Raw genomic sequence first — 25,044 nt, 5'->3', positions numbered from 1 at the left:
GCCGCTTCGCGGCCGTATCGAGACCCCGTGCCACGGCGGATACCCTTGAGGGATGCAGCAGGGCCCCGCGGATCCGGCCGGAGAACCGGCATCCACCCCGGTCTCGGCAGGCGTCGGCCCCTGGCCCGGAGGCCCGGACGCCTGGCCTGCCGACCCGCACTACGACCCGGAGCTGCTGGAGCACGGCGACCGCCGCAACGTCGTCGACCGCTACCGTTACTGGCGCATGGACGCGATCGTCGCCGACCTCGACCGCACCCGCCACCCCTTCCACGTCGCCATCGAGAACTGGCAGCACGACATGAACATCGGCTCGATCGTGCGCAGCGCCAACGCCTTCGCCGCCGACACCGTGCACATCATCGGCCGCCGCCGCTGGAACAAACGCGGCGCCATGGTCACCGACCGCTACCAGCACGTCGCGCACCACGACGACGTCGCCGGCTTCGCCGCCTGGGCGCGGGATGCCGCGCTGCCCGTCATCGCCGTCGACAACGTGCCCGGCGCCGTGCCCATCGAAGCCTTCGCATGGCCCGAACGCTGCGTGCTGCTGTTCGGGCAGGAGGGGCCGGGGCTCTCGCCCGAGGCGGTGGATGCCGCGAGCGCCGTCGTCGAGATCACCCAGTTCGGCTCGACCCGCTCGATCAACGCCTCGGCGGCCGCCGCCGTCGCGATGCACTCGTGGGTCCTCTCCCACGCGGAGCTGCCCGGCCGGTAACGTGACCGGCATGACCGAGATCACCGACGATCTGCCCGCGCGGCTGCTGCAGCAGGGGCCCTGGGGTCGAGCGACTCGATAGAGTCACCGCTAGCTGTACTTCCCTGACAGGTTGTGAACGGCTGAGGTAGTGAAGACCTCCGGGGCAGGATGTGGGTTACCACACTCACCGTCCTGACCACGGAGGTCTTCGTGACTCACGCTAACGCGCCCTTGACGCCGGAGGGGCGTCGACGTCTTGCCGTTCTGATCGTCGATGACGGTTGGACTGTCCGCCGTGCGGCCGAACGCTTTCAGTGTTCGCCGGCGACGGCATCTCGGTGGGCTCGCCGGTACCGCGCCGGCCTGCCGCTGACCGACCGTAGTTCGAGGCCTCACTCGTCACCGGGCCGGCTGCCGCGCAAGACAGAACGGCGAATCCTCGCGTTGCGGTTCGTCCGTCGGTGGGGGCCGCACCGGATCGCGTATCACCTGGGGCTGCACCGTTCCACGGTCGGCCGGGTGCTCGCACGGTATCGGATGCCGAAGCTGGCGAACATCGACCAGGCCACAGGGCTGCCCGTCCGCAAGCCCAAGCCGGTGCGTTACGAAGTCGCCAAACCGGGTCAGTTGGTGCATGTGGACATCAAGAAGCAAGGCCGGATCCCCGACGGCGGCGGCTGGCGCGTCCACGGCCGCGGGTCCGCCCAGGACCGCCACGCTGGCCTCGCCCGCGACAAAGCCGCCCGGGCCGGCGCGGCAGGTTCACGCGGCTACCGCTACCTGCACCACGCCGTGGACGACTACTCACGGGTCGCGTACTCGGAGATCCTCGACGACGAACGCAAAGAGACCGCCGCCGGGTTCTGGAACCGCGCGAACGCGTTCTTCACCGGCCTCGGGGTGACAGTGACCGCGGTGATGACCGACAACGGTGCCTGCTACCGCTCCCACGCCTTCGCCGACGCCCTCGGCGAGAACGTGAAGCACAAGTGGACCAAGCCCTACCGGCCCCAGACCAACGGCAAAGTCGAACGGTTCAACCGAACCCTCGCCGCCGAATGGGCCTACGCGAAGCCCTACACCAGCGAAGCCGAACGAACCGCCGCCTACGACACCTGGCTCCATGACTACAATCACCACAGACCCCACACCGGCATCGGCGGCCAAACACCCTCACAACGCGTTCACAACGTCACGGGGAAGTACAGCTAGCCCGGCAGTGGGCATTGGGGCGACCGACGAAGGGGTGCTGGGTGCTCGAAGCGGATGTGAAACGGTTCGGGTATCGTCGTGGCGAATGCCAGCTGGCGGAAGTAGCGGTGTCGCTCGCGGGCGGGCGCGCGGTGCTCTTGGGCCCGAACGGAGCCGGCAAGACGACCTTGCTGCGAGTGCTCGCCGGGGTGCACGGCTACGACGGCACGCTCCGCCTCGACGGTGAGACGGTGCGCCCGAACCGATCGCGGCCACGCCGGTATCGCGCCGCCGTCGGCTGGTTGCCGCAACATGTGACCCCCTTCCCGGGGCTGACGGCTCGCGAACACGTCTCTTACATTGGGTGGTTGAAGGGCCTAACGCCGCGCGCTGCAGCCAGCCGGGCACTCAGTGCCCTGACGCAGGTCGGCCTGGAGGGCAAAGCGAACGAACGGGCCGAGCGGCTCTCCGGTGGGCAGATGCGCCGCCTTGGCATCGCCGGGGTACTTGTGCATGACGCACGCTACCTTCTCCTTGACGAACCGACTGCCGGCTTGGATCCGCGCGAGCGCGACCGACTCGTCGCCGTTCTCCGCGACATTGAACGTACTCGATCCGTGTTGGTGTCAACACACGACACTGCCGCGCTCATCGAACCCAGCTCTCGCGTCCTCCTCCTACACGACGGTCGACTGCGTTTCGACGGTACGGCCGATCAGTTCACCGAGCGACATCACCACGGCACGCCCGCCGCACGTCTCCAAGCCGCCTATTCCTCGTTCGTGCCAGAGGAGTGAATATGCCAGTCCCCTTCCGCCGACGCGCCGTGCTTTGGCTCGTGCCCCCCGCGCTGGTGCTGCTATTCGTCGTGAACAACGCCTCACAGACCGGTACCCCGTTGACCGGCTACTGGACGTGGACGGTAGCCCACTCGGTGCTCCTGCTCATTGTGCCCGCCGCGGTCGCCGCCACCGGCGCCGCGCTCGAAGGGGCACGTCTCCGCACGCGCGCCATCGAGAATCGCACCAACTTACGCAACCCCCTCGCAGTGCTGTGGGACGCGATATGGACGAATTACACGGCCGCCCTCATCGTGCAGGCTTTCGCGATCGGTCTCGTCGCCGCCGACGCCTGGGGTGGCCGAAGCCGTATGCCGTGGGAACTGCTCATCGCGATCGCGGCCATGCTGCTCTTCCACAGCTCGGCTGGTTTGCTGCTCGGGTCACTCTTGCGACCGATGCTCGGCGTGCCCATCGCCCTCGCTTTCAGCTATGCCTGGCTTGGTTTCACAGGAACCGTCCCGTGGTTCGCACCGCGTCACCTCGCCGGGCTCGTCCTCGAAACCTGCTGCTTCTACGACCAACAGCCCGATCCCCGATCGGTGCTCGCCGCGAGCGTGTTCGCGATCCTCGCCTCCGCCGGGTTCGTCGCGGGTGCTGCACGTGCTCTCCACCTCATCCCTGGAGGTTGGATGCCGCGAATCGCCGCCCCCGCGCTGCTCACCGCCGCTGTTGTCGTGGGCCTCGCCATCGCTGCCGGGCTGACGAGCACCGCCGCAACCGAGCGAACGGATGCAGAACTGCGCTGCACCCCTGGACGCACCGAAGTCTGCCTTTACCCGGAGCAAGCCGCCGCCGGCCTCGGGAGCGACCCGACCGCCGATATCCAACAGATGGTCGACCACGTTATGGCACTTGGCGTCACCATGCCTGATCGGGTCGTTGCCGGCTCCGTTGACGGCAGCGTGAGCACGGCGACTGCAGGCGAACTGCACCTGCGCTACCTGCCCGGCATGACTGTCGAACAACTCGCCGGCTCCCTGGCGAGCGGATTTCAGGGTGAACTGGCCCTGACTTGTGCAGCAGAGTCCGTCGAACGGACCATCACCCGGCAAGAGGCCGCAGACACGGCCAGGAGCTGGCTGGCGCTGCAATTCGCGATGGCCATCCGCGATACGGGCCCCGGTTTTGAGCCGCAGGGGCCGGTCGCGACTCTGGTACAGGCCTCTGCCGCAGAACAAGCCGACTGGGTCGGCGCTGCGTTGGCGTCTATGCAAGCCTGCAACGCCGAACCCCCGACGCTGCCGTGAGACTCGCCTATCGCACGCACCGCCTCGGCCCACTGCTTGCCCTCGAGACGCTGCTCGCCGTGCTTGGCACTCTGCTCGGGCACACCACCGTCCAGCTGCCGTCATTCTCCGGGCTCGGTGCGATGCCTCTCTATGTGCTCGCCGCGCTCGTCGGGGCTGTCGTACTCGCCTTCCCATTGAACGCAGCCTGGCCTGCCACACGCACGATCGTCGTCCGCCGGTCAGCGGTCATCGCGGCCGTCGTGCTCATCACAGCACTCGCGCCCGCCCTTATCGTCGGGGCGCTCGCCGCCCAGCTGCTGCCTACTGCAACAGGCTTCGCCTATCTCGGAGTGCTCGCCTGGCTGCTCGCGATGCAACTCGTAACCGGTGTGCTCGTAAACGGCACCTATCAGGCGATGGCCCCCGTCGCCTACGTGCTGCTCTGCGCTTTGCTCGGGAGAGCGGGCGGCGTTGTGCATCCGTGGGCGTGGCCTCTCGCCGACGCCCCAGCCGCCGCGCTCTGGGTTGGGGCGAGCGCGCTCGCCGCTGCGCTCACACTCTTCATTGCTCTCGGGCTGCATCGCGAGCACGGGTGAACACCACCAGGCGGGCCTTCTAGCGTTCATTGTGCAATCAAGGATCCGCGACACCCACGCACCTGCGTTGCGGAGCGCGGGGCACGGCCGAGCGGGCTAGCGTGGGCACATGACCGAGATCACCGACGATCTGCCCGCGCGGCTGCTGCAGCAGGAGCATGAGGGGTGGCGCGCCATCCTCGGCGGGCGCGGCGGGGAGCATTACCGGCGCACCATGACCCGCGACGGACTCATGATCGTCGAGGGGGCGGTGCTGGGCCGCGAGGCGATCCTGGGCGCCTTCGACGGTGTGCCACCGTGGGATGACTACGAGATCCGCGAGCCCGCCGTCATCCGGCTCGGGGACCGGGAGGACGCCGGCATCCTCGTCTACCGGGCGGTCGCCCGCCGCGGCGACGACGTGGCGCGCCTCAGGATGTCGACGACGTACGTGCTCGACGACGGCGCCTGGCGGATCGCGCTGCACCAGCAGACGCCCGCCTGAGCGCGGCGCGCCCGCGCCGGGTGCGCGTCAGTCGGTGCCGAGGTCGAAGGCGGCGGCCTCGTTGACCGCGTCGGTGGCGGCGTCGAGGGGGGTTTCGGCGGCGCCCGCGGCGATCTCGGCGGACTCGCCCGACTCGAGGTCGCCGACGAGCTTCGCGGTGTCGCCGCCGACGATGCCCTGCTTCGCGTACTGCTCGAGGCGGGCGCGCGAGTCGGCGATGTCGAGGTTGCGCATCGTGAGCTGGCCGATGCGGTCGAGCGGGCCGAAGGCGGCGTCGCCGACGCGCTCCATCGAGAGCTTGTCGGGGTGGTAGCTGAGCGCGGGCCCGACCGTGTCGAGGATCGAGTAGTCGTCGCCGCGGCGCAGCTTCAGCGTCACCGTTCCGGTGATGGCCGAACCCACCCACTTCTGGATCGACTCGCGGAGCATCAGCGACTGCGGGTCGAGCCAGCGCCCCTCGTACATGAGGCGGCCGAGGCGGCGGCCCTCCTGGTGGTAGCTGGCGACCGTGTCTTCGTTGTGGATCGCGTTCAGCAGCCGCTCGTAAGCGATGTGCAGCAGCGCCATGCCCGGCGCCTCGTAGATGCCGCGCGACTTCGCCTCGATGATGCGGTTCTCGATCTGGTCGCTCATGCCGAGGCCGTGGCGGCCGCCGATGCGGTTGGCCTCCAGCACCAGGTCGACCGGGTCGGAGTACTCCACACCGTTCAGGGCGACCGGGCGGCCCGCCTCGAAGGTCACCTCGACCTCTTCGGCGGCGATGTCGACGTCCTCGCGCCAGAACGGCACGCCCATGATGGGTTCGACGAGCTCGACGCCGGCGTTCAGGTGCTCGAGGCTCTTCGCCTCGTGCGTCGCACCCCAGATGTTCGCGTCGGTCGAGTACGCCTTCTCGGCGGAGGCGCGGTACGGGAGGTTGCGTGCCTGCATCCACTCGCTCATCTCCTGCCGGCCGCCGAGCTCGGTGACGAACGCCTCGTCGAGCCACGGCTTGTAGATGCGCAGGCGGGGGTTGGCGAGCAGGCCGTAGCGGTAGAACCGCTCGATGTCGTTGCCCTTGTAGGTGGAGCCGTCGCCCCAGATCTCGACGTCGTCCTCACGCATCGCACGCACGAGCAGGGTGCCGGTGACGGCACGGCCGAGGGGCGTCGTGTTGAAGTACGTCTTGCCGCCCGAGCGGATGTGGAACGCACCGCAGGCCAGGGCGACGAAGCCCTCTTCGACGAGGGCCGAACGGCAGTCGACGAGGCGGGAGACCTCGGCGCCGTACTCCTTCGCGCGGCCGGGGACGGCCTCCACGTCCGGCTCGTCGGGCTGCCCGAGGTCGCCCGTATAGGTGCAGGGCACCGCGCCCTTCTCGCGCATCCACGCGACCGCGACGGAGGTGTCGAGGCCACCGGAGAAGGCGATGCCGACGCGCTCGCCGACGGGAAGGCTGGTCAGGACTTTGGACATGCCCTCAAGCCTACGTGAGCGGCGGGCGGATGCCGGTGCGGGAGCCGCCAGGGGCGGCTCACACCTCGGGTTCGAGCGACTCGATGAAGGCGCGGGTGATCGCGATGTCGTCGTCGCCGAGCCCGCGGGCGACGAGTTCGGTGAAAGCGGCGAGGGTCGTGGAGGTCTGCGGAAGCGCGGTGGCGGTGCGCCGGGCTTCGGCGAGCGCGAATCCGAGGTCCTTCACCATGTACTTCGCGGGGCCGGCGACGCGATAGTCGCGTCGCACGATGCGCTCCCCCCGGGTCTCGAGCACGCGGCTGCCGGCGTAGCCGCCGGCGAGGAGCCCGAAGAGCGCCTCGACGTCGAGCCCGGAGCGTTCGGCGAGGACGGCGGCCTCGCCGAGCGCGAGGACGGTGGCCGCGACGATGGCCTGATTGCACGCCTTCGCGACCTGGCCCGAGCCGAGCGGGCCGAGGTGGACGGCGGTGCCGAGCGCGTCGAGGACGGGCCGGACATCGGCGACGTCGGCGTCGTCCCCGCCGACCATGATCGAGAGCGTTCCGGCGGTCGCGCCTTCGGTGCCCCCGGAAACGGGGGCGTCGATGACGCGCAGCAACCCGCCGGTTCGCCGGGCGGCCTGCTCGCCGAACCACCGGACGCCGTCGGGGGACGATGTCGACCCGATCGCGAGGACGGTCCGCGTGCGTACGGCGTCGGCGAGGCAGCCGGAGCCGAAGACGATCGGCTCGAGCTGCTCGAGGTCGGGCAGCATCGACAGGATCACATCGGCCCCGGCGAGGCCCGCCGGGGCACCCGCCCAGCGCGCGCCCCGGCCCATGAGGGGTTCGGCCTTCTCGGGGGAGCGGCCGTGGAGAAGGAACGTGCCGCCGGCGGCGGCGGATGCGCGCAGGAGGTGGTCGGCCATGGGGAGGCCCATGTTGCCGAGGCCCGTGATGGCGACGGTGGAGGGGAACGGGGAGCTCTGCGACACGCGTCCATCATAGAGAACTGAGTTCTATACTATGAACTGCTTTAGGATCGAGGGGCTGACACCCGATTCCATTCCGTCGCGATGAGGAGCCGCTTCGATGCCCGCAGAACTGACCGTCGGTGTGGCGACTCCGCTGCCAGCCGAGCTCCGTGGAGAGGTGCTCCGTCGCGAACCGCGGATCCGCTTCCTCGTCGAGGACGAGCTCCTGCCTCCGATGCGCTTCCCCGCCGACTTCCACGGAGACCCCGACTACCGCCGCTCGCCGGCGCAGCAATCGAGGTTCGAACGGCTCCTCGCCGGGGCCGACGCGCTCTACGGCATCCCCGACGCTTCGCCGGCCGCGCTGAAGCGTGCGGTCGACGCGAATCCCGAACTGCGCTGGGTGCAGACCATGGCCGCCGGCGGCGGCAGCCAGATCGCGGCGGCGGGGCTCAGCTCGGCGCAACTCGAACGGGTGGCATTCACGACCTCGGCCGGCGTGCACGGCAGACCGCTCGCCGAGTTCGCGCTCTTCGGTCTCCTCGCCGCGGCCAAGCGGCTGCCCCGCCTCCAGGCCGACCAGCGGAGGCACGTCTGGCCCGCTCACCGGCGGCCGATGGCGCAGCTCGGCGACTGGACCGTGCTCGTCATCGGACTCGGCGGCGTCGGCAGCGAAGTGGCGCGGATGCTCGCGGCGCTCGGCGCGAATGTCATCGGGATGAGCCGTCGCCTCCGGGCCGGCCTCGAACTGTCCGAGTGGGTGCCGCCGGAGCGCCTGCTCGAGGTCGTCGGGCGGGTGGATGCGATCGTGTCGACCCTGCCGGGCACGGAGCGGACCGCCGGGCTGATCGGCGCCGAGGTCTTCGAGCGCATCCAGGCCGGGCTCACCTTCGTGAACGTCGGGCGCGGATCCGTCGTCGATGAGCGCGCGCTTCTCGAAGCCCTCGACGACGGTTGGGTCGGCTTCGCCGCGCTCGACGTCTTCGCGACCGAGCCGCTGCCGGCCGGCAGCCCCCTGTGGGAGCACCCGAACGTGCTCGTGAGCCCGCACACCGCGGCCCTCGACCCCGGGGAGGAGTTCCGCATCGCCGGGCTCTTCGCCGACAATGCGACCCGACTGCTCGACGGGCGGCGGCTGCGCAACCTCGTGGATACCCTTGAGTTCTACTGACCCCGGACGGAGAGAACGTGCCCCCTACGCAGAGCCGTGAGAACCGCGACCAGGTTCCGGCCCTCGCCAGGGCGATCCGCATCGTCGACCTGCTCGCCGACGCCCGAGGCGTCGCCGTGCCGATGAGCGATATCGCACGCGCGATCGGGGCCGCCAAGTCGTCGACGTCGTACCTCTGCGCCGCGTTGGAGGATGCCCGGATCATCCGCCGCGTCGAGACGGGGTACACGCTCGGGCCGCGCACGGCCGAGTTCGGCGGGGCGTACATCGACGGGTTCAACGAGGTGCGCGAGTTCTACCGGTTCTGCTCCACGGCACCCCTGCTCTCGCAGGAGGTGGCGCAGATCGCGATGCTCGACGGCACCGACGTCGTCTATCTCGCCCGGCACGAGGGCACGGCGCCGCTGAGGCTCACGGCCAATATCGGCGATCGCCTCCCGGCCGCCCCGACCGCCGTCGGGAACGCCCTGCTCGCGGCTCTGCCGCCCGAGGAGATCGCGGTGCGCTTCGGGACGCCGGGGGCGCTGCCGCGACGTACCGAGCAGAGCGTGGCATCGGTCGTGGAGCTCTTGCGCAAGCTCGCCGAGGTGCGCGAGCGGGGCTACGCCGTCGACGAGAACGAGGTGCACCCGGGCATCTCCGGGATCGCGGTCCGCATCCCTCCGCGCACGACCGCCGCCCCGGCCCTCGCGATCGGCTGCTCCTTCATCACCGAGGGGGGCCGGAGAGGTGTGGCGCGAAGCCATCGTGGCCGAGCTGCGCCAGCTGCAGCACCTCCTGACGAATCCCATGCTGCCCTTCCCCGGCTGAGCCGGGCCGCCGCCCGCACGCGCCCCCGCCGGTCGCCCGGCGGGGGCGTCGTCGTCCTGGCGCTGTGCCTCCGATGAGGGGAGTGATTTGACGTCGCCCATTTGTTCCGTATGCTGAACGGCGTTCGGTCAGGTGAAACGTCTGCCGACTCGGAAGTGGTCGAAGGAGAGGCACTGTGGGCGACGTGGCGATCGGCGCGGGGCGGGACGCCGAGGAATGGTCGGGCATCGCGCCGATCGTGATCATGGGTGCCTCCGGTGCCGGGAAGACGACGGTCGGTCGAATCCTCGCATCGCGCCTCGGCCTCCCCTTCGTGGATGCCGACGAAATTCATCCGGAAATCAACCGCGCCAAGATGGCCGCCGGCATCCCGCTCGGCGACGACGACCGGGCGCCATGGCTCGACGAGGTCGGCAGCGTCGCCGCGGCGGCCGATGACGGGGTCATCGTCGCCTGCTCGGCGCTGAAGCGGGAATACCGGGACCGCCTCCGATCCCACGTGCCCGATCTCTTCGTCATCGAACTGGAGAGCGACCGCGACGTGCTCGCATCGCGACTCGCCCGGCGCATGCGCCATTTCATGCCGCCGTCGCTCCTCGACTCGCAGCTCGAGATCCTCGAGCCGCTCGAGGACGACGAGCCCGGCATCCGCATCGACGTCGCCTCGTACACGCCGCCGTTCGTCGCGGAGCTCCTCGTGCAGTCGCTCTGCGCCGTCGACGGAGCGGCATGATGGCCGGCCCCTTCGACCTCGACGGCCGGGTCGCCCTCATCTCCGGATCCAGCCGCGGGATCGGCAAGGCGCTCGCCGCGGCCCTCGCCGAAGCAGGCGCGACCGTCGTGCTCAACGGGGTCGACCCGGATCGGCTCGCGGGCGCCGAACGCGAGCTCGCCGGCCGCTTCGGCGATCGGATCCGCTCCGCCGCCTTCGACGTCACCGACGAGTCCGCCGTCCGAGACGGAGTCGCCGACGTCGAAGGCCGCGTCGGTCCGATCGACGTCCTCGTCAACAACGCCGGCGTGCAGCACCGAGTGCCCCTCCTCGAGCTCGAGCTCGCCGATTGGGAGCGCGTCGTCCGCATCGACCTCACGAGCGCCTTCATCCTCGGCCGTGCGGTCGCCGCCGGCATGGTCGCCCGGGGCAGCGGCAAGATCATCAATATCTGCTCCGTGCAATCCGAACTCGGCCGCCCCTCGATCGGGGCGTACACGGCGGCCAAGGGCGGATTGCGGAACCTCACCCGTGCGATGACCGCCGAATGGGCGTCCGCCGGCATCCAGATCAACGGGCTCGCCCCCGGATACATCCACAGCGACATGACCCAGGCCCTCGTCGACGACCCCGACTTCGACGCCTGGCTGCGCGCGCGAACCCCCGCGGGGCGCTGGGGGACGCCGGCCGACCTCGGCGGCCCGGCCGTCTGGCTCGCCTCGTCGGCCTCCGACTACGTGAACGGCCAGGTCATCCTCGTCGACGGGGGGATGACCGTTGTCGTCTGAGCCCCGCACCGTCCCCTCGCTCGCGGTCGTCGCCCACGCAGCCGGCGACCTCCGCATCGAATCGATCGCCACGCCGGCGCCGGCACCCGACGAAGCCGTCGTGCGCATCGCCTACGGCGGCATCTGCGGCAGCGACCTGCACTACTGGCAGCACGGCGCCGCCGGCGACTCCGTGCTGCGCGAGCCCATGATCCTCGGCCATGAGATCGTCGGGACCGTCGTGCGGCCCGCCGCCGACGGCAGCGGCCCGCCGGAGGGTGCGAACGTCGCGGTGCACCCGGGTACCCCGCACGATACGGGCGAACCGTACCCGGCCGAGCGGCCGAACCTGGCACCCGGCGGCACCTACCTCGGCAGCGCCGCCCGGCATCCGCACACCGACGGCGCCTTCCGCCGCGAAGCCGTGCTGCCCGCCCGCATGCTGCGGGAACTCCCCGACGGGCTCACCCTGCGCACCGCCGCGATCGCCGAGCCCGCCGCCGTCGCCTGGCATGCGGTCTCCCGGGCCGGCGGCGTCGCCGGCCGGCGGGTGCTCGTGATCGGTGCGGGCCCCATCGGGGCGCTCGTCGTGGCCGTGCTGCGCCGGGCCGGTGCGGCCGTGATCATCGCCACCGATCTCGCGGAACGCCCCCTCCGCGTCGCGCGCGGACTGGGCGCCGATCGCACCCTCGCCGCCGCGGATCCGGCCGTCGCCGATCTCGCCGCCGATGTCGTCTTCGAGACCTCGGGTTCGCATCACGGGCTCGGCGCGGCGCTCCGCGGAGCCCGGAGGGGCGGGCGCATCGTCATGGTGGGCCTCCTGCCCTCGGGCGAGCAGCCCGTTCCGATCTCGCTCGCCATCACGCGCGAACTCGAGCTCGTCGGCGCCTTCCGCTTCAACGACGAACTCGACGAGGTCCTCGCGGCGCTCGCCGACGGCTCGCTGCAGACCGAATCGGTCGTGTCGCACGTCTTTCCGGCGGCGAACGCCCTCACGGCGTTCTGCGTGGCGGCGGATGCGGCGCGCAGCGGCAAGGTGCTCCTCGATTTCGGTGAGGACGCCGTGGAGGAGGAGCCCCGATGAACCGCGACGCCCGCGCGCCGCACTCGTACGCGCGCACGCCCGGCGAGTCCGAACCGCCGCTGCTCCGCGTGAGCGGCCTCGAGAAATCCTTCTACGCGACCAGGGCCGTCGACGATGTCGACTTCGACGTGCACCAGGGGGAGATCGTGGCTCTCCTGGGCGAGAACGGCGCCGGCAAATCGACCGTCATCAAGATGCTCGCCGGCGTCTACCGGGCGGATGCCGGGGAGATGCTGCTCGCCGGCGCCGCACTCGACGGCGGCGCCCGCAAGCGGATCTCGTTCATCCACCAGAACCTCGGGCTCGTCGAGTGGATGACGGTCGCCGAGAACATCGCGCAGGGACTCGGCTACCCGCGCAACGCGCTCGGCCTCATCAGCCGGCGACGCATGAACGCGCAGGCCCTCCGCGTGCTGGAGAGCATCGGCGGCGGGATCGACCCCGAGACGCGCGTGTTCGATCTGCCGCGCACCGAGCGCAGCCTGCTGGCGATCGCTCGCGGGCTCGTGAGCGATCCGAAGCTGCTCGTCCTCGACGAGCCGACCGCCTCGCTGCCCGCATCCGACGTCGAACGGCTCTTCGGCGTGCTGCGCCGCCTGCGAGACACGGGCGTCGGCATGATCTACGTCTCCCACAGGCTCGACGAGATCTACGAAATCGCGCGTCGGGCCGTCGTCATGCGCAACGGGCGCGTCGTCGCCGACCGCGCCGTCTCCGAGATCGCACCGCGCGAACTCGTCGAACTCATCGTCGGCCGCAGCACCGAGACGCCCGCGTTCGCCCCGCCTTCTGCGGAGCGGCGACTCGAACTGCGTCGTGTGCGCGTCGGCGGCGGCCCGCCCGTGAGCCTCGACGTGCGCCGGGGCGAGATCCTCGCGGTCTGCGGGCTCCGCGGGGCCGGCCAGGAGCTCCTCGGCCGAGCCATCGCCGGCGCCGCCCGCCTCGACGGCGGGCGCATGATCCTCGACGGGGCGCGGTACGCGCCGGCATCGCCGGCCGCCGCGGTCTCCGCAGGCGTCGCGTTCGCGACCTCCAACCGCGAATCCGAGTCCGTCGCCGCCGGGCTGACCGTGCGCGAGAACCTGTTCCTCAATCCGAGGGTCTGGGGGCGTCGGGCATGGTCGGCATGCACGGTGCGCCGCGAGCGGATCCAAGCCCACGCCGTGCTCGCCCCGTTCGGCGTGCGGCCCGCCGACCCGGAGCTCTCGCTGGACACCCTCTCGGGCGGCAACCAGCAGAAGGTGATCCTCGCCCGCTGCTTCGGGCGAGGTCGCGAAGCCGTCGTGCTCGAGGAGCCCACGATGGGCGTCGACGTCGGCGCGAAGGCCGAGATCTACGGCCTGCTCGGCGAGCTCGCGGCCGCAGGCACGGCCGTCGTCGTCGTCTCGACCGACATGGAGGAGGTCGCCAAGATCGCCCACCGCGCGATCGTCATGGGCCGGGGCCGCATCGTCGCCGAACTCACCGGCGCCGATCTCACGATCCCCGGGCTCATCGCCGCCGCATCCGACCTCGACCGCACCGCCGCCTGAACCCCGAACCGAATCGAGCCCCACCATGACCATGAACACCTCGGTCGCATCGACCGCTCTCGAACCGGGCCCCGGGGCGAGCTTCTGGTCGAAGCTGACCAGCAACTACGGGATGGTGCTGCTCACGGTCGTACTGTTCGCCGTGTTCGCACTGCTGCGGCCGGACACGTTCGCGTCGCTGCTGAACTTCCAGCTGCTCGCCTCGAGCAAGTCGGTGCTGCTCATCCTCGCGCTCGCGGTGACGATTCCGATGATCGCCGGCAAGATGGACCTCTCGATCGGGTACGGCGTGGGCCTGTGGCAGGTGATGGCGCTGTCGTGGCAGATCCAGGGCCTCGACTATCGTCTCGTCATCCTGCTCGTACTGGTCGGCGGCGGCGTGGTCGGGCTCTTGAACGCCCTGCTCGTCGAACTCGCCCAGGTGGATGCATTCATCGCGACGCTCGCGACGGGCCAGGTCATCTACGCCGTCACCTATTGGTACACGGGCGGCCGACAGGTCACCGATTCCGGCGGGATGCGCGCGAGCGCCTTCGACGCGATCTCGCGCTGGTCGCTCGGTCCGATCCCCGGCCCCTTCGTCATCGCGCTGGCGATCGGCGTCGTGCTCTGGCTCGTCCTCGACTACCTGCCCGTCGGGCGCTACCTCTACGCGGTCGGGGCGAACCCCGCCGCGGCGGCCCTCAGCGGCATCCCGCGCCGCCGCTACGTCGTGGGCGCCATGGTCGCATCGGGCATGCTGACCGGCGTCGCCGGAATCCTCCTCGCTTCCCGACAGGCGGGAGTCGCCCAGGCCAACATCGGCCCCGAATACCTGCTTCCGGCGCTGGCAGCCGCGTTCCTCGGCTCGACGACGATCCGCCCGGGGCGGGTGAATGCGCTCGGCACGATCCTCGGCGTGGCCATCGCAGCGATCGGCATCTCGGGCCTCCAGCAGCTGCTGCCGGGCCAGTTCTACCTCGAGCCCCTGTTCAACGGGCTCACCCTCGTCGCGGCGATCACCATCGCCTCGCTCGCGACGCGACGACGGGTCGCGAGGGCGGACGAGGTGCCGGTGGATGCCGGATCGTCGGCCGATCCCGGCAAGCCCGCCGCCGCACCCGACGCACCCGACGCACCATCCGCACCATCCGCACCATCCGCACCGCAGCATCCCACCCGGAAGGAATACCGATGAGCACCGCACCACGCACCCCGCGCCGCCGCACGATCCTGGCCGCGCTCGCCGCCCCGGCGGCCCTCGCCCTCGCCCTCACCGGCTGCACGAGCGACGCCGTCGGCGACGCCGGCCCGACCGCCGTCGAGGAGGCCGGCACCGACTTCTCGTCGATCCTTCCGAGCGGCGACGCCGTCGAGTTCTCGAAGGCGCTCGTCGAGGCGAGCCTGACCGCCTCGGAAGGCTTCACCCCGCCTGCCGCAGGCCCTGCGGCGCAGCAGGCCGGCGCCCACATCGCCTTCGTCGGCAGCGACCTCACCAACGGCGGCATCAACACCGTCGCCGAGGGCGTCGCCGAGGCCGCCGGCGTCATCGGCTGGGTCGTCGACTCCTACGACGGCAAGGCGACCGCGCAGGGGCGCTCCGACGCCATGGACCAGGCGATCGCGGCCGGGCCGGCGGCGATCGTCGTCGGCGGTTTCGACCCGACGGAGCAGGCGAGCTCGATCGCGCAGGCGACCGATGCCGGCATCCCCGTCATCGGCTGGCACGCCGGAGCCGCCGCCGGCCCTGGCAACGGGCTCTTCACGAACGTCTCCACCGAACCGCTGCAGGTCTCGCAGCTCGCCGGCGCCTACGCCGTCGCCGAGTCCGGCGGCACCGCGGGCGTCGCGATCTTCACCGACGGCCAGTACGACATCGCGGTGCTGAAGGCCGAGGCGATGAAGGCGTACATCGAGGCCTGCGAGGGCTGCACGGTGCTGTCGTATCAGGACTCGCCGATCGCCGAAGCCGGGCAGCGGATGCCCGGTATCATCTCGAACCTCCTGCAGGAGCACGGCGACGGCCTGAGCCACCTGCTCGCGATCAACGGCAACTACTTCGGCGGCGCCCAGGAGGCGCTCCGGGCGGCCGGCAAAGACCCGGCGGGCGAGCCCGCCTCGGTCGCGGCAGGCGACGGCGATGCCGCCGAGTTCCAGCGCATCCGCAACGTGGACTACCAGGCCGCGACGGTCGCCGAACCCCTGCTGCTGCAGGGCTGGCAGCTGATCGACGAGGTCAACCGCGCGCTCGCGGGCGAGGGCGACTCCGGCTTCGCCGCGGCCCCGGCCCTCGTGACCGCCGCGAACGTGCCGGACGGCGACGTCTACGACCCCGACAGCGGCTACCGCGACGTGTACCGGAAGGCCTGGGGCAAGTGACCTCGCGCACGGTCCGGCCGACGGAGCCCGTCACGGTCGCCGAGTTCGACCGGCTCTACGACTCCCTGAAGGCCTGGGATGCCTGGGACGATCGCGGCCGAGGCGCCTGGAACCGGCTCACCCCGGCGACGACCGCGGCGGCGGCCGGACTCGTGCGCACCGGCCGGAGCGTGCCGACGGCGCTGCCGTGGAACACCGAGGCCGAGGTCGACAACCGGCGCCCGGCGCTGCACTACATGACCGACCTCGGCGTTCGGGAGGCACCTGAGCCTGCGACGAACAAGGACTTCCTCGCCGTCGATTTCCACGGCAAGTCGGTCACCCACCTCGATGCCCTCTCGCACATCGCGTACCGCGGCGAGCTCTTCGGCGGCGTGGCGAGCGCAGCCGCGGTGGATGCCGCGGGCGCCCGCTTCGGAACCGTCGCCGAACTCGGGCACTTCGTCGGCCGGGGCGTGCTCCTCGACCTGCCGGCCGTGCTCGGGGTGCCCTGGCTCGAGCCGGGCGAGGCCGTGTACCCGGAACAGATCCTCGAGGCCGAAGCGCGCCTCGGCATCCGCATCGGGGAGGCCGACGCGGTGCTGCTCCGCACCGGCCACAAGCGCCGGCGCGACGAACTCGGCCCGTGGGACTCCTCGGAGCTCAGCGCGGGTTTCCACACGAGCGCCATGCCGCTCCTCGCCGAGCGGGGCATCGCGCTGCTCGGCTCGGACGGCGACAGCGACGTGCGACCGTCGCCGACCCCCGGCATCCACTCGCCGATCCACATCCTCGCCCTCACAGCCCTCGGAGTGCCCTTGCTCGACAACCTCGACCTGGAGGCGCTCGCCCTGACCGCCTCGGAAACCGGTCGCTACGAATTCCTGTTCGCGGTCGCGCCGCTCGACGTACCCGCCGGTACCGGATCGCCCGTCAACCCGATCGCGGTGTTCTGATGAGCGGGTCGACGATCGCGCCGGGTTTCACCCGCCCCATCGGGGTCTCGCGCGACTTCCTCGGTGCAGACGGCCGGAACGTCTGGGGCGACATCGGCCTCGACGGCTTCGAGCAGCACGGCCTCGCCTGGGAATACCTGGAGCAGGACGTCACACGCCTGCGCCCGGCGGATCTCGACGGGCGTCCCGCGGTCGTCTTCGCCGAACCGGCCGTGACCGCCGCCAGCCTCGCGGGCGTCGCGAACCCGCCGCTCGTGCTCGCCCGCTTCGGCGTCGGCTACGACGCCGTCGACGTCGCGGCCTGCAGCCGTGCCGGAATCGCGGTGACGATCACTCCGGACGGCGCACAGCGCCCCGTCGCGACCGCGGCGCTCGCGCTGCTGCTCGGAGCGATGCTGAACCTCGGCGCCAAGGACCGGCTCGTCCGGCGCGGCACCTGGGGCGACCGTACCGCCTGGATGGGCCGAGGCCTCACCGGCGCAACGGTCGGCATCATCGGCTTCGGCAGCACCGCGACGGACTTCGCCAGGCTCCTCGCGCCGTTCAAGGTCACCTTGCTCGCCTCCGACCCGTACTGCCCGCCCGAGCGGGCCGCCGCAGCCGGCGCCGAGCTCGTGAGCCCGGGTGACCTCGCACGCCGCTCCGACGCGGTCGTCGTCATGGCGCTGCTCACCGAGGAGACCCGGCACCTCGTCGACGCCGGATTCCTCGCAGCCATGAAAGCCGGCGCGACCCTCGTCAACGTCGCCCGCGGCCCCATCGTCGACGAGGCTGCGCTCGCGGCCGCACTGGCGTCGGGCTCGATCCGTGCTGCGGCGCTCGACGTGTTCGAGACGGAGCCGTTGCCGATGCGGAGCCCGCTCGTCGCCCAGGAGCGGGTGCTGCTCAGCCCGCACTCGGCAGCCTGGACCGACGAGATGTCGCTCGGCAACGGGCGCAGTGCCGTGCGGGCCGTGCTCGATGCGCTCGCGGGCCGTACGCCGCGCTTCACCGTCGACCGCGCGTTCGCCTCGTCGCCCGCGTGGAACGCGCGCCTCGCGGCACGGAGGCCCCCGGAATGGGGTGTTGCGCAGAACCTGGCGTCATGAGGAAATCTCCATAGAGGCCGCCGGAAGACGGCCTCGAAAGACCCCGCCCGACAGCACCGCGGACGCCGTCAACGGCAGATGCGCGGGCGGAGCGCCCAACCTCCATGCGGGCGCCGGGCCGTTGCGCGGTGGGGGCCGCGCGACGGCCCACTCGGGTGCGCGGCGTCGGGGCCGCGCACCCGGGCATACCGCCGGGCGGCATGTCCCCGCGTGACCCCCGAACGCGGGGCGTCGAAGAGCCCGGGATAAGATCGAGTGTGACCGCAGACGAATCATCTCCCGAGACCGAGGCGTCACTCCCAGACGAACCCGAAGTGCGGCAGGCGCTCGCCGAGGTCGACCGCGCATCCATCCCCGGAGTCGTCGCGCACCACCCCGATTCGCCGCTCGCCTGGACCGAACTCGCCGATCTCGCCGACTCCGAAGGCCGCACCCTCGAGGCCTACGCCTTCGCCAGCGTCGCCGCCGAGCGATCCCGCGAACAGCTCGCCGAAGCCGGCTGGCGGCCGGGCGACGGGGTGCCCTGGTCCGAGGAGGCCAACCGGGCATACCTCCGAGCGCTCGACACGCAGCGCCGCGCCGCCGGCGCCCTCGGCCTGACGGGCCGTGCCGAGCGCCTCGAGGCCGAGCTCGCCGCCGCCGACGGGGTCGCGCAGGCGCGCATCGCCAGCGAGTTCACCCCGACCCAGGTGCTCACCGTCGTGCGCCCCGCCGAGGCGGTCGTCGTCCCGGCATCCACACCCGAGGCATCCACGCCCGCCGACGCGCCCGCGCCCGAGGCGGAGGGCCCCGAAACCCCCGAACCCGACCGCGACCCCGCCGGGGACGCAGAGCCAGCCGCGGCCGACGCGGCACGAGAGGACTGACATGCCCGCAGCCGTCCTGATCGGTGCGCAGTGGGGCGACGAAGGCAAGGGCAAGGCAACCGACCTGCTCGCCTCGCGCCTCGACTACGTCGTCAAGTTCAACGGCGGCAACAACGCCGGCCACACCGTCGTCATCGGCGACGAGAAGTACGCCCTGCACCTGCTGCCATCCGGCATCCTCACCCCGGGCGTCACGCCCGTCATCGCCAACGGCGTCGTCGTCGACATCGACGTGCTGTTCGAGGAGCTCGAGGCCCTCGCCTCGCGCGGCATCGACGTGTCGCGGCTGCAGGTCTCGGCGAACGCGCACGTCATCACGCAGTACCACCGCACCCTCGACAAGGTCACCGAGCGTTTCCTCGGCAAGCGGCAGATCGGCACGACCGGCCGCGGCATCGGCCCCGCCTACGCCGACAAGATCAACCGCGTCGGCATCCGCATGCAGGACCTCTTCGACGAGAACATCCTGCGGCAGAAGGTCGAGGGCGCCCTCGACCAGAAGAACCACCTGCTCGTGAAGGTCTACAACCGGCGTGCGTTCAGCGTCGACGAGATCGTCGACGAACTGCTCGCGCACGTCGAGCGGCTTCGGCCCATGGTCAGCGACACGGGCCTGCTGCTGCACCGCGCCCTCGAGGCCGGCGAGACCGTGCTGTTCGAGGGCGGGCAGGCGACGATGCTCGACGTCGACCACGGCACCTACCCGTTCGTGACCTCCTCGAACGCGACGAGCGGCGGGGCGATCACCGGCTCCGGCATCGCCCCCGGGCGCATCGACCGGGTCATCGCCGTCGTCAAGGCGTACACGACGCGCGTGGGCGCCGGGCCGTTCCCGACCGAGCTCTTCGACGAATGGGGCACCTGGCTCGCCGAACGCGGCCACGAGTACGGCACGACCACCGGGCGTCTGCGCCGCACCGGCTGGTACGACGCGCCGATCGCCCGCTACGCGGCCCGCGTCAACGGCGTCACCGACTTCGTGCTCACCAAGCTCGACGTGCTCACCGGCCTCGAACGCATCCCCGTCTGCGTCGCCTACGACGTCGACGGGCAGCGCGTCGACGAGGTGCCCGTCTCGCAGTCCGACTTCCACCACGCCGTGCCGATCTACGAGGAGTTCCCCGGCTGGAGCGAAGACATCTCGGGGGCCCGCACGCTCGAGGATCTGCCCGCCAACGCCCGGGCGTACGTGCGCGAGCTCGAGGCGATCTCGGGCTCGCGCATCTCGGCGATCGGCGTCGGCCCCGGCCGTGACGAGATCGTGCAGGTGCACGACCTCCTCGACTGAGCATGTCAGTGGGCGCTGCCACCGGCGATGAGGAGGTCTGCCGGCTCACGGCCGAACTCATCCGCATCGACACGACGAACCGCGGCGGCGGCGACGCCGAAGGCGAGCGGGCCGCCGCCGACCGCATCGAGGCGCTTCTCGCCGAAGCGGGCATCCATTGCCGCCGTTACGAACGCGAACCCGGCCGCACGAACCTCATCGCCCGCTGGGCCGGCACCGATCCGTCCCTGCCGGCCATCGTGCTGCACGGTCACCTCGACGTCGTGCCCGCCGACCCGGCCGGCTGGAGCGTCGACCCCTTCGGCGGGGTGATCCGCGACGGGATGCTGTGGGGCCGCGGCGCCGTCGACATGAAGAACATGGTCGCGATGATCGTGACCGCCGTCCGCACCCTCGCCGCCGCCGGCTTCGTGCCGCGACGCGACGTGATCCTCGCGTTCCTCGCCGACGAGGAGGACAACTCGCGCGTCGGCGCCCGCTGGCTCGCCGAGGCGCATCCCGACGCCTTCGCCGGCGCCGACACCGCCGTCAGCGAGGTCGGCGGCTTCTCGGCCGAGCTCGCCGGCCGGCCCGTCTTCTTCCTGCAGACGGGGGAGAAGGGCATCCTGTGGCTCCGGCTCACCGCCCGCGGCCGGGCCTCGCACGCCTCGCAACGGAACCCCGACAACCCCGTGCACCGGCTCGCGCGGGCCCTCGCCAGGATCGCCGACGAAGACTGGCCGCTCACCGGATCGGCCACGAGCCGCGCCCTCGACGCGGGCCTCCGCGAGGTGCTCGGCGAGGCGGCACCGGCCGATCCGCTCGACCTCATCGGGCTCGCCGGGCCCGCGGCCGCGTTCATCGCGCCGGGTCTCGCGAACGTCGCCAACGCGACGATCGTGGATGCCGGGGCGAACGCCAATGTGGTGCCCGCCACGGCATCCGCCATCGTCGACGTGCGCTTCGTGCCCGGGGGCCGGGATGCCGCCCTCGCCCGCATCCGGGAACTCGCCGGCCCCGACGTCGACGTCGAGATCGCCGACGAGGCGCCCGCCGTCGAAGCGCCCGCGACCGGCCCCGTCGTGGATGCGATGCGGGCCGCCATCCGCGCCCACCGGCCCGACGCGGCCGTCGTGCCGTACCTGCTGCCGGCCGGCACCGACAATGCGATGCTCGCGGGCCTCGGCATCCGCGGCTACGGATTCGTGCCGATGCTGCTGCCGGCCGGCTACGACTTCCCGGCGATGTTCCACGGCGTCGACGAGCGGGTGCCGCTCGACGCCCTCGTCTTCGGCGAGGCGGTGCTGCGCGAGTTCATCCGCGCGCTGTGAACCGTCGCCGCCCGCCGCCGGCCGCCGTGCACGGCGGATTCGCAGCAACGGGGCATCGCGCACCGGGCTTTTCGGGGTGAGAATGGCCGCAACGGCGGCGAAACATGCATCGCCTACCGTGAGCGGATGCCGGACCGCCGGCCGGAAGGGGGTGCACGTGACCACCATCACCGATCCGGGCGAGGCCGCCGAGCCCACCGAATACCGTGAGCGCCGCCGCCGCGCCGCCGCCGAAGCCGCCGCACGCGGGCTCGCCGCCCTCATCGTCACCGACCCGGCGAACCTCTACTACCTCACCGGGTACAACGCCTGGTCGTTCTACGTGCCGCAGGCGATGCTCATCGCCGCCGACGACGCATCCACCCTGCTCGTCCTGCGCGGCATGGACGCGCACGGCGCCCACCGCACCGCCGAACTCGACCGCGAGGAGATCGTCGGCTACCCCGAATGGGCGGTGCACCGCCCCGAACTGCACCCCTTCGACTGGGTCGCCGACGAACTGCGGCGGCGCGGCTGGGCGGCGCGGCTGGCGGGCGGCACCGTCGGCATCGACACCGACGCCGACCACTTCTCGGTGCGCTCGTACCACGCGTTGCAGGGCGGCCTGCCCGAGTGGAACCTCACCGGCGACCGCGGCCTCGTCAACTGGCAGCGGGTCGTGAAGTCGGATGCCGAGATCGCCCTCATGCGCAAAGCCGGCCTGATCGCCTCGAACGCGATGCGGGTCGCCGCCGACGCCATCGCCGCCGGCGTGCCGCAGCACGAAGCCGCCGCCGCGATCGCGCACGCGCAGGCGAGCGGGGTCGACGGCGCCGACGGCGACTACCCGGCGATCATGCCGCTGCTGGCGACCGGCGAAGCCGCCGACACCCCGCACCTGACCTGGTCGGCCAGACGTTTCGTCGAGGGCGAATCGGTCACCGTCGAACTCGCCGGCGTGCACCGCCGCTACCACGCGCCGCTCGCGCGCACCGTCGCCGTCGGCCGGGTGCCGGCGGCCGTCGAAGAGCTCGCCGCGATCACCGCGGAGGGCCTCACCCGCACGATCGAGGCGATCGCACCCGGCCGCACCTCCGGCGACGTCGCCGAAGTGTACTGGCGCTTCCTCGAACGCCACGGCCTCGCCAAGGAGTCGCGCCTCGGCTACTCGATCGGCATCGGCTTCCCGCCCGACTGGGGCGAGCGCACCGTCAGCATCCGCCGCGGCGACGACACGGTGCTGCGGCCCAACATGACCTTCCACGTGATCGCCGGCATGTGGCTCGACGGCATCGGCTGCGAGTTCAGCGAATCGCTGCGCGTCGCCGAGCACGGCGCCGAGCTGTTCACCGACGCACCGCGCGAACTCATCCGGCGCCCCGCCGGCTCGGGCGGGTTGCGCGCGGTCTAGGGTTCGTCGGCGCGCGCGTGCGCCCGGCGGGCGTGCGGGTGCGGGGCCGCGCGCCGGGGCATCCACCGGTGGATGCCGGGTCGCAGCCCCGCACGCCGCGCGCCGCTACTCGTTGCCGATGTGCTTGTCGACGTTCTCGCGGGCGTCGTCGATCTGCTCGTCGAACTTGCCGCCCGTGACCTTCTTGGCCGCGCCGGCGACGCCGTCCATGATCTTGTCGCTGATGTCTTCGGCCTGCTCGCTCTTCAGCGCGTCCTGCACCTTGTCCTTGTTCTCCTCGACGAAGTCCTGAGCCTTCTTCGTCGCATCGTCAAGAGCACCCATAGCCCCCACGCCCCCTCGTCGGCCGAATCTCGGCCGTTTCGCTCATCGTAAGCCGGGCGGCGCATGCCGGGAACCCCGTTCGGGTCGCACGGCACCGCCGGGACGCGGGCGGACCGGGGCCGCACGCGTGCCTGCGAGAATCGACGGATGACCGCCACCCGCCCCGCCGTGCGCGCGCTCGCCGGCACCCGCGTCCGCCTCGCCCCGCTCACCGCCGACGAGCTGCCCGAACTCTGGACGGCGATCGGCCGACCCGAGGTGTTCGCCGGCGGATACGGCGGCGGGCCGTCGGGGCTGCCGGCCGACCTCGACGGGTTCCGGCGCTTCGCGAGCGGGTACTACCGCGACGACGAGACCGGCACCTCGTGGGGGATCCGCCTCGTCGGCGGCCCGGATGACGGTGCGCTCGTCGGCACCAGCACCCTCGGCGACTTCGACCTCGCGAACGAGGGTGCCCACATCGGCTGGACCGCCTACGATCCGCGCGTCTGGGGCACCGTCGTGAACGCCGAGACGAAACTGCTCCTGCTCGGGGCCGCCTTCGATCACGGCTTCGAACGGGTGAAGATCCAGGCCGACTCGATCAACGAGCGTTCCCGGGCGGCGATCGCGAAGCTCGGCGCCCGGTTCGAGGGCGTGATCCGCCACGAGCGGCGCCGCCCGGACGGCTCGTGGCGCGACACCGCGATCTACTCCGTGCTCTCCGAAGAATGGCCCGCGGTGCGCGCCGGCCTCGACGCGCGCCTGGCCGCCTGGGGCGATCGGCCCGTCGCACTCGGGTAGCGCGCGCTCGCTCTCGCGCGCTCGCATCTCGCGCGATCGCATCTCGCGCGCTCGCATCTCGCGCGCTGAGCGCGCTCGTATCTCGTTCCGGGGGTCATTTCCCGCCACGAATACGCGGAATCCCGGCAGAAAGTGGCGGGATATGACCCCCGGAAGCGTGAGGGGGTGCGCGCGGAGGGAGTGTGCGCGGAGGGAATGCGCGCGGAGGGGAAGGGGTGCGCGGAGGGAATGCGCGCGGAGGGGAAGGGGTGCGCGGAGGAGCAGGGGGTGCGCGGAGGAGAGGGGTGCGCGGAAGAGGGGTGCGCGGAGAGGGGTGCGCGGAGAGGGGCCCACGCGCGGCGGCGCGCCGCGGCATCCACTCGGGGAAAGCGGGGAAAGCGGGGAAAGCGGGGAAAGCGGGGAAGCGGATCAGGAGAGGACGGCGAGCAGGCCGTCGACGAGGGCCGCGATGCCGCCGAGATAGGCGATCGCGATGACCGAGATGCGTGCGATGCGCGGGCTGATGCGCCGCTGCAGCAGTTCGCCGATGCCGATGCCGATGAGCATCGCCACGAGGATGAACGGCCACGCGACCGGATCGAGCTCGGGCAGCGCCCAGCCGGTCGCTGCGAACTTCGCGATGAGCGAAGACCCGCTGACGATGATGAAGTACGGCTGCAGGGTCGCCGCGAAGCCGAGCTGCGGCCACCGGCTCGCGACCGCGTACACGCTGACGGCCGGGCCGCCGACCCCGGCGGTCGCATTCATGAACCCCGAGGCGAGGCCGGCGGCGATCGCCGGCGCCGCACCCGTCACCGGTTCGGCCGTGCGCATCGCGAAGAGCGTCGAGGTGAGCGCGATGACGACGAGGGCGCCGATGCCGATCTGCATCGCCGGCCCCGGCACATGCGCGGCGACCCACGCGCCCGTCGCGGTGCCGACGACGGCCGGCACGGCGAGGCGCACGAGACGGCCCCATTCCACGTCGCGCCAGACGCGCGGCAGGATGATGAGCGACGACAGCACGGCGCATGCGTTCACGACGAGCACGCCGTCGAACGGGCCGAGCAGCACCACGAGGAACGGCGACACGACGAGGGCGAACCCCATCCCCGTGATCCGCTGCGCGAAGGCGCCGGCGAGAATCGCGACGGACAGCAGGGGGAGCACCGGTACACCTTAGGCCAGTTCACGGCGC

24 protein-coding genes and 1 pseudogene are annotated in these 25,044 nt (G+C 71.6%); 21 read left to right on the top strand and 4 right to left on the bottom strand.

Going from position 1 to position 25,044, the window contains the following annotated elements; translation table 11 throughout:
• The first annotated feature begins 52 nt into the window (after positions 1-52).
• From G127AT_RS06680 to G127AT_RS06655, 6 genes and pseudogenes are all read left to right on the top strand, one after another.
• A complete protein-coding gene (locus G127AT_RS06680; protein WP_210901261.1) occupies positions 53-718 on the top strand; it encodes a TrmH family RNA methyltransferase in 666 nt (221 codons plus the stop codon).
• A gap of 192 nt (positions 719-910) precedes the next feature.
• Positions 911-1,912 (top strand): IS481 family transposase, encoded by a 1,002-nt coding sequence (locus tag G127AT_RS06675; RefSeq protein ID WP_210898326.1) that lies wholly within the window; start codon positions 911-913, stop codon positions 1,910-1,912.
• Positions 1,913-2,031: 119 nt separating this feature from the next.
• Positions 2,032-2,688 (top strand): annotated as a pseudogene (locus tag G127AT_RS06670) (ABC transporter ATP-binding protein); the annotation flags it as partial.
• Between the two features lie 2 nt (positions 2,689-2,690).
• The gene (locus G127AT_RS06665; protein WP_210901257.1) at positions 2,691-3,980 is read left to right on the top strand and encodes a DUF7224 domain-containing protein; all 1,290 of its coding nucleotides are present in this window, start codon (positions 2,691-2,693) and stop codon (positions 3,978-3,980) included.
• A complete protein-coding gene (locus G127AT_RS06660; RefSeq protein ID WP_210901255.1) occupies positions 3,977-4,558 on the top strand; it encodes a hypothetical protein in 582 nt (193 codons plus the stop codon). The genes G127AT_RS06665 and G127AT_RS06660 overlap by 4 nt, the downstream gene beginning before the upstream one ends.
• Positions 4,559-4,667: 109 nt before the next feature.
• Positions 4,668-5,042 (top strand): nuclear transport factor 2 family protein, encoded by a 375-nt coding sequence (locus G127AT_RS06655; protein ID WP_210901253.1) that lies wholly within the window; start codon positions 4,668-4,670, stop codon positions 5,040-5,042.
• Positions 5,043-5,069: 27 nt separating this feature from the next.
• Here G127AT_RS06655 and argG read toward each other — a convergent pair whose 3' ends face one another.
• Both argG and G127AT_RS06645 read right to left on the bottom strand, forming a co-directional pair.
• Positions 5,070-6,497, bottom strand: coding sequence for an argininosuccinate synthase (argG, locus tag G127AT_RS06650; protein WP_210901251.1), 1,428 nt, complete (start codon positions 6,495-6,497; stop codon positions 5,070-5,072).
• Between the two features lie 58 nt (positions 6,498-6,555).
• Complete coding sequence (locus tag G127AT_RS06645; protein WP_244857796.1) at positions 6,556-7,470, bottom strand: NAD(P)-dependent oxidoreductase; 915 nt, start codon at positions 7,468-7,470, stop codon at positions 6,556-6,558.
• Between the two features lie 97 nt (positions 7,471-7,567).
• On the opposite strand from G127AT_RS06645, the gene G127AT_RS06640 reads away from it, so the two are divergent.
• The 14 genes from G127AT_RS06640 to G127AT_RS06575 all read left to right on the top strand — a co-directional run bounded on the left by G127AT_RS06640 (position 7,568) and on the right by G127AT_RS06575 (position 22,760).
• Positions 7,568-8,620 carry a D-2-hydroxyacid dehydrogenase gene (locus tag G127AT_RS06640; protein ID WP_244857794.1) on the top strand — a complete coding sequence of 351 codons (1,053 nt, stop codon included), beginning with the start codon at positions 7,568-7,570 and terminating at the stop codon, positions 8,618-8,620.
• Positions 8,621-8,637: 17 nt separating this feature from the next.
• Positions 8,638-9,507 carry an IclR family transcriptional regulator gene (locus G127AT_RS06635; protein WP_210901249.1) on the top strand — a complete coding sequence of 290 codons (870 nt, stop codon included), beginning with the start codon at positions 8,638-8,640 and terminating at the stop codon, positions 9,505-9,507.
• Between the two features lie 98 nt (positions 9,508-9,605).
• Positions 9,606-10,163 carry a gluconokinase gene (locus G127AT_RS06630; protein WP_244857792.1) on the top strand — a complete coding sequence of 186 codons (558 nt, stop codon included), beginning with the start codon at positions 9,606-9,608 and terminating at the stop codon, positions 10,161-10,163.
• A complete protein-coding gene (locus G127AT_RS06625; RefSeq protein WP_210901890.1) occupies positions 10,163-10,930 on the top strand; it encodes an SDR family oxidoreductase in 768 nt (255 codons plus the stop codon). The genes G127AT_RS06630 and G127AT_RS06625 overlap by 1 nt, the downstream gene beginning before the upstream one ends.
• Entirely contained in the window at positions 10,920-11,993 is a 1,074-nt protein-coding gene (locus G127AT_RS06620) for an L-idonate 5-dehydrogenase (protein WP_210901247.1), read from the top strand. Before G127AT_RS06625 ends, G127AT_RS06620 begins: the two co-directional genes overlap by 11 nt.
• Complete coding sequence (locus G127AT_RS06615) at positions 11,990-13,525, top strand: sugar ABC transporter ATP-binding protein (RefSeq protein ID WP_210901245.1); 1,536 nt, start codon at positions 11,990-11,992, stop codon at positions 13,523-13,525. Before G127AT_RS06620 ends, G127AT_RS06615 begins: the two co-directional genes overlap by 4 nt.
• A 25-nt stretch (positions 13,526-13,550) precedes the next feature.
• Complete coding sequence (locus G127AT_RS06610; protein ID WP_210901243.1) at positions 13,551-14,702, top strand: ABC transporter permease; 1,152 nt, start codon at positions 13,551-13,553, stop codon at positions 14,700-14,702.
• Positions 14,699-15,883, top strand: coding sequence for a substrate-binding domain-containing protein (locus G127AT_RS06605; RefSeq protein ID WP_210901241.1), 1,185 nt, complete (start codon positions 14,699-14,701; stop codon positions 15,881-15,883). Before G127AT_RS06610 ends, G127AT_RS06605 begins: the two co-directional genes overlap by 4 nt.
• Positions 15,880-16,818 carry a cyclase family protein gene (locus G127AT_RS06600; protein WP_244857791.1) on the top strand — a complete coding sequence of 313 codons (939 nt, stop codon included), beginning with the start codon at positions 15,880-15,882 and terminating at the stop codon, positions 16,816-16,818. Before G127AT_RS06605 ends, G127AT_RS06600 begins: the two co-directional genes overlap by 4 nt.
• Positions 16,818-17,906, top strand: a complete 1,089-nt coding sequence (locus tag G127AT_RS06595) for an NAD(P)-dependent oxidoreductase (protein ID WP_210901239.1) — start codon at positions 16,818-16,820, stop codon at positions 17,904-17,906. The genes G127AT_RS06600 and G127AT_RS06595 overlap by 1 nt, the downstream gene beginning before the upstream one ends.
• A gap of 257 nt (positions 17,907-18,163) precedes the next feature.
• Positions 18,164-18,772: a DUF3151 family protein gene (locus G127AT_RS06590; RefSeq protein ID WP_244857789.1), complete on the top strand. Its 609-nt coding sequence runs from the start codon at positions 18,164-18,166 to the stop codon at positions 18,770-18,772.
• Between the two features lies 1 nt (position 18,773).
• A complete protein-coding gene (locus tag G127AT_RS06585; protein ID WP_210901235.1) occupies positions 18,774-20,060 on the top strand; it encodes an adenylosuccinate synthase in 1,287 nt (428 codons plus the stop codon).
• Between the two features lie 2 nt (positions 20,061-20,062).
• Entirely contained in the window at positions 20,063-21,370 is a 1,308-nt protein-coding gene (locus tag G127AT_RS06580) for a M20/M25/M40 family metallo-hydrolase (protein WP_210901233.1), read from the top strand.
• A 157-nt stretch (positions 21,371-21,527) separates the two neighbouring features.
• Positions 21,528-22,760, top strand: coding sequence for a M24 family metallopeptidase (locus G127AT_RS06575; protein WP_210901231.1), 1,233 nt, complete (start codon positions 21,528-21,530; stop codon positions 22,758-22,760).
• Between the two features lie 105 nt (positions 22,761-22,865).
• Here the strand turns inward: G127AT_RS06575 and G127AT_RS06570 are convergent, their stop codons facing one another.
• Positions 22,866-23,084 (bottom strand): Rv0909 family putative TA system antitoxin, encoded by a 219-nt coding sequence (locus G127AT_RS06570; protein WP_210901229.1) that lies wholly within the window; start codon positions 23,082-23,084, stop codon positions 22,866-22,868.
• A 147-nt stretch (positions 23,085-23,231) separates the two neighbouring features.
• Between G127AT_RS06570 and G127AT_RS06565 the strand changes: the two genes are divergently transcribed.
• The gene (locus G127AT_RS06565) at positions 23,232-23,867 is read left to right on the top strand and encodes a GNAT family N-acetyltransferase (RefSeq protein WP_210901227.1); all 636 of its coding nucleotides are present in this window, start codon (positions 23,232-23,234) and stop codon (positions 23,865-23,867) included.
• Positions 23,868-24,275: 408 nt separating this feature from the next.
• Here the strand turns inward: G127AT_RS06565 and G127AT_RS06560 are convergent, their stop codons facing one another.
• Positions 24,276-25,016, bottom strand: coding sequence for a sulfite exporter TauE/SafE family protein (locus G127AT_RS06560; RefSeq protein WP_210901225.1), 741 nt, complete (start codon positions 25,014-25,016; stop codon positions 24,276-24,278).
• Between the last annotated feature and the right edge of the window lie 28 nt (positions 25,017-25,044).

It is taken from the genome of Agromyces archimandritae, assembly GCF_018024495.1.
Classification (GTDB): Bacteria; Actinomycetota; Actinomycetes; order Actinomycetales; family Microbacteriaceae; genus Agromyces; species Agromyces archimandritae.
The sequence above is the reverse complement of the archived record's forward strand: the minus strand, read 5'-3'. Positions and strand labels throughout refer to the sequence as shown.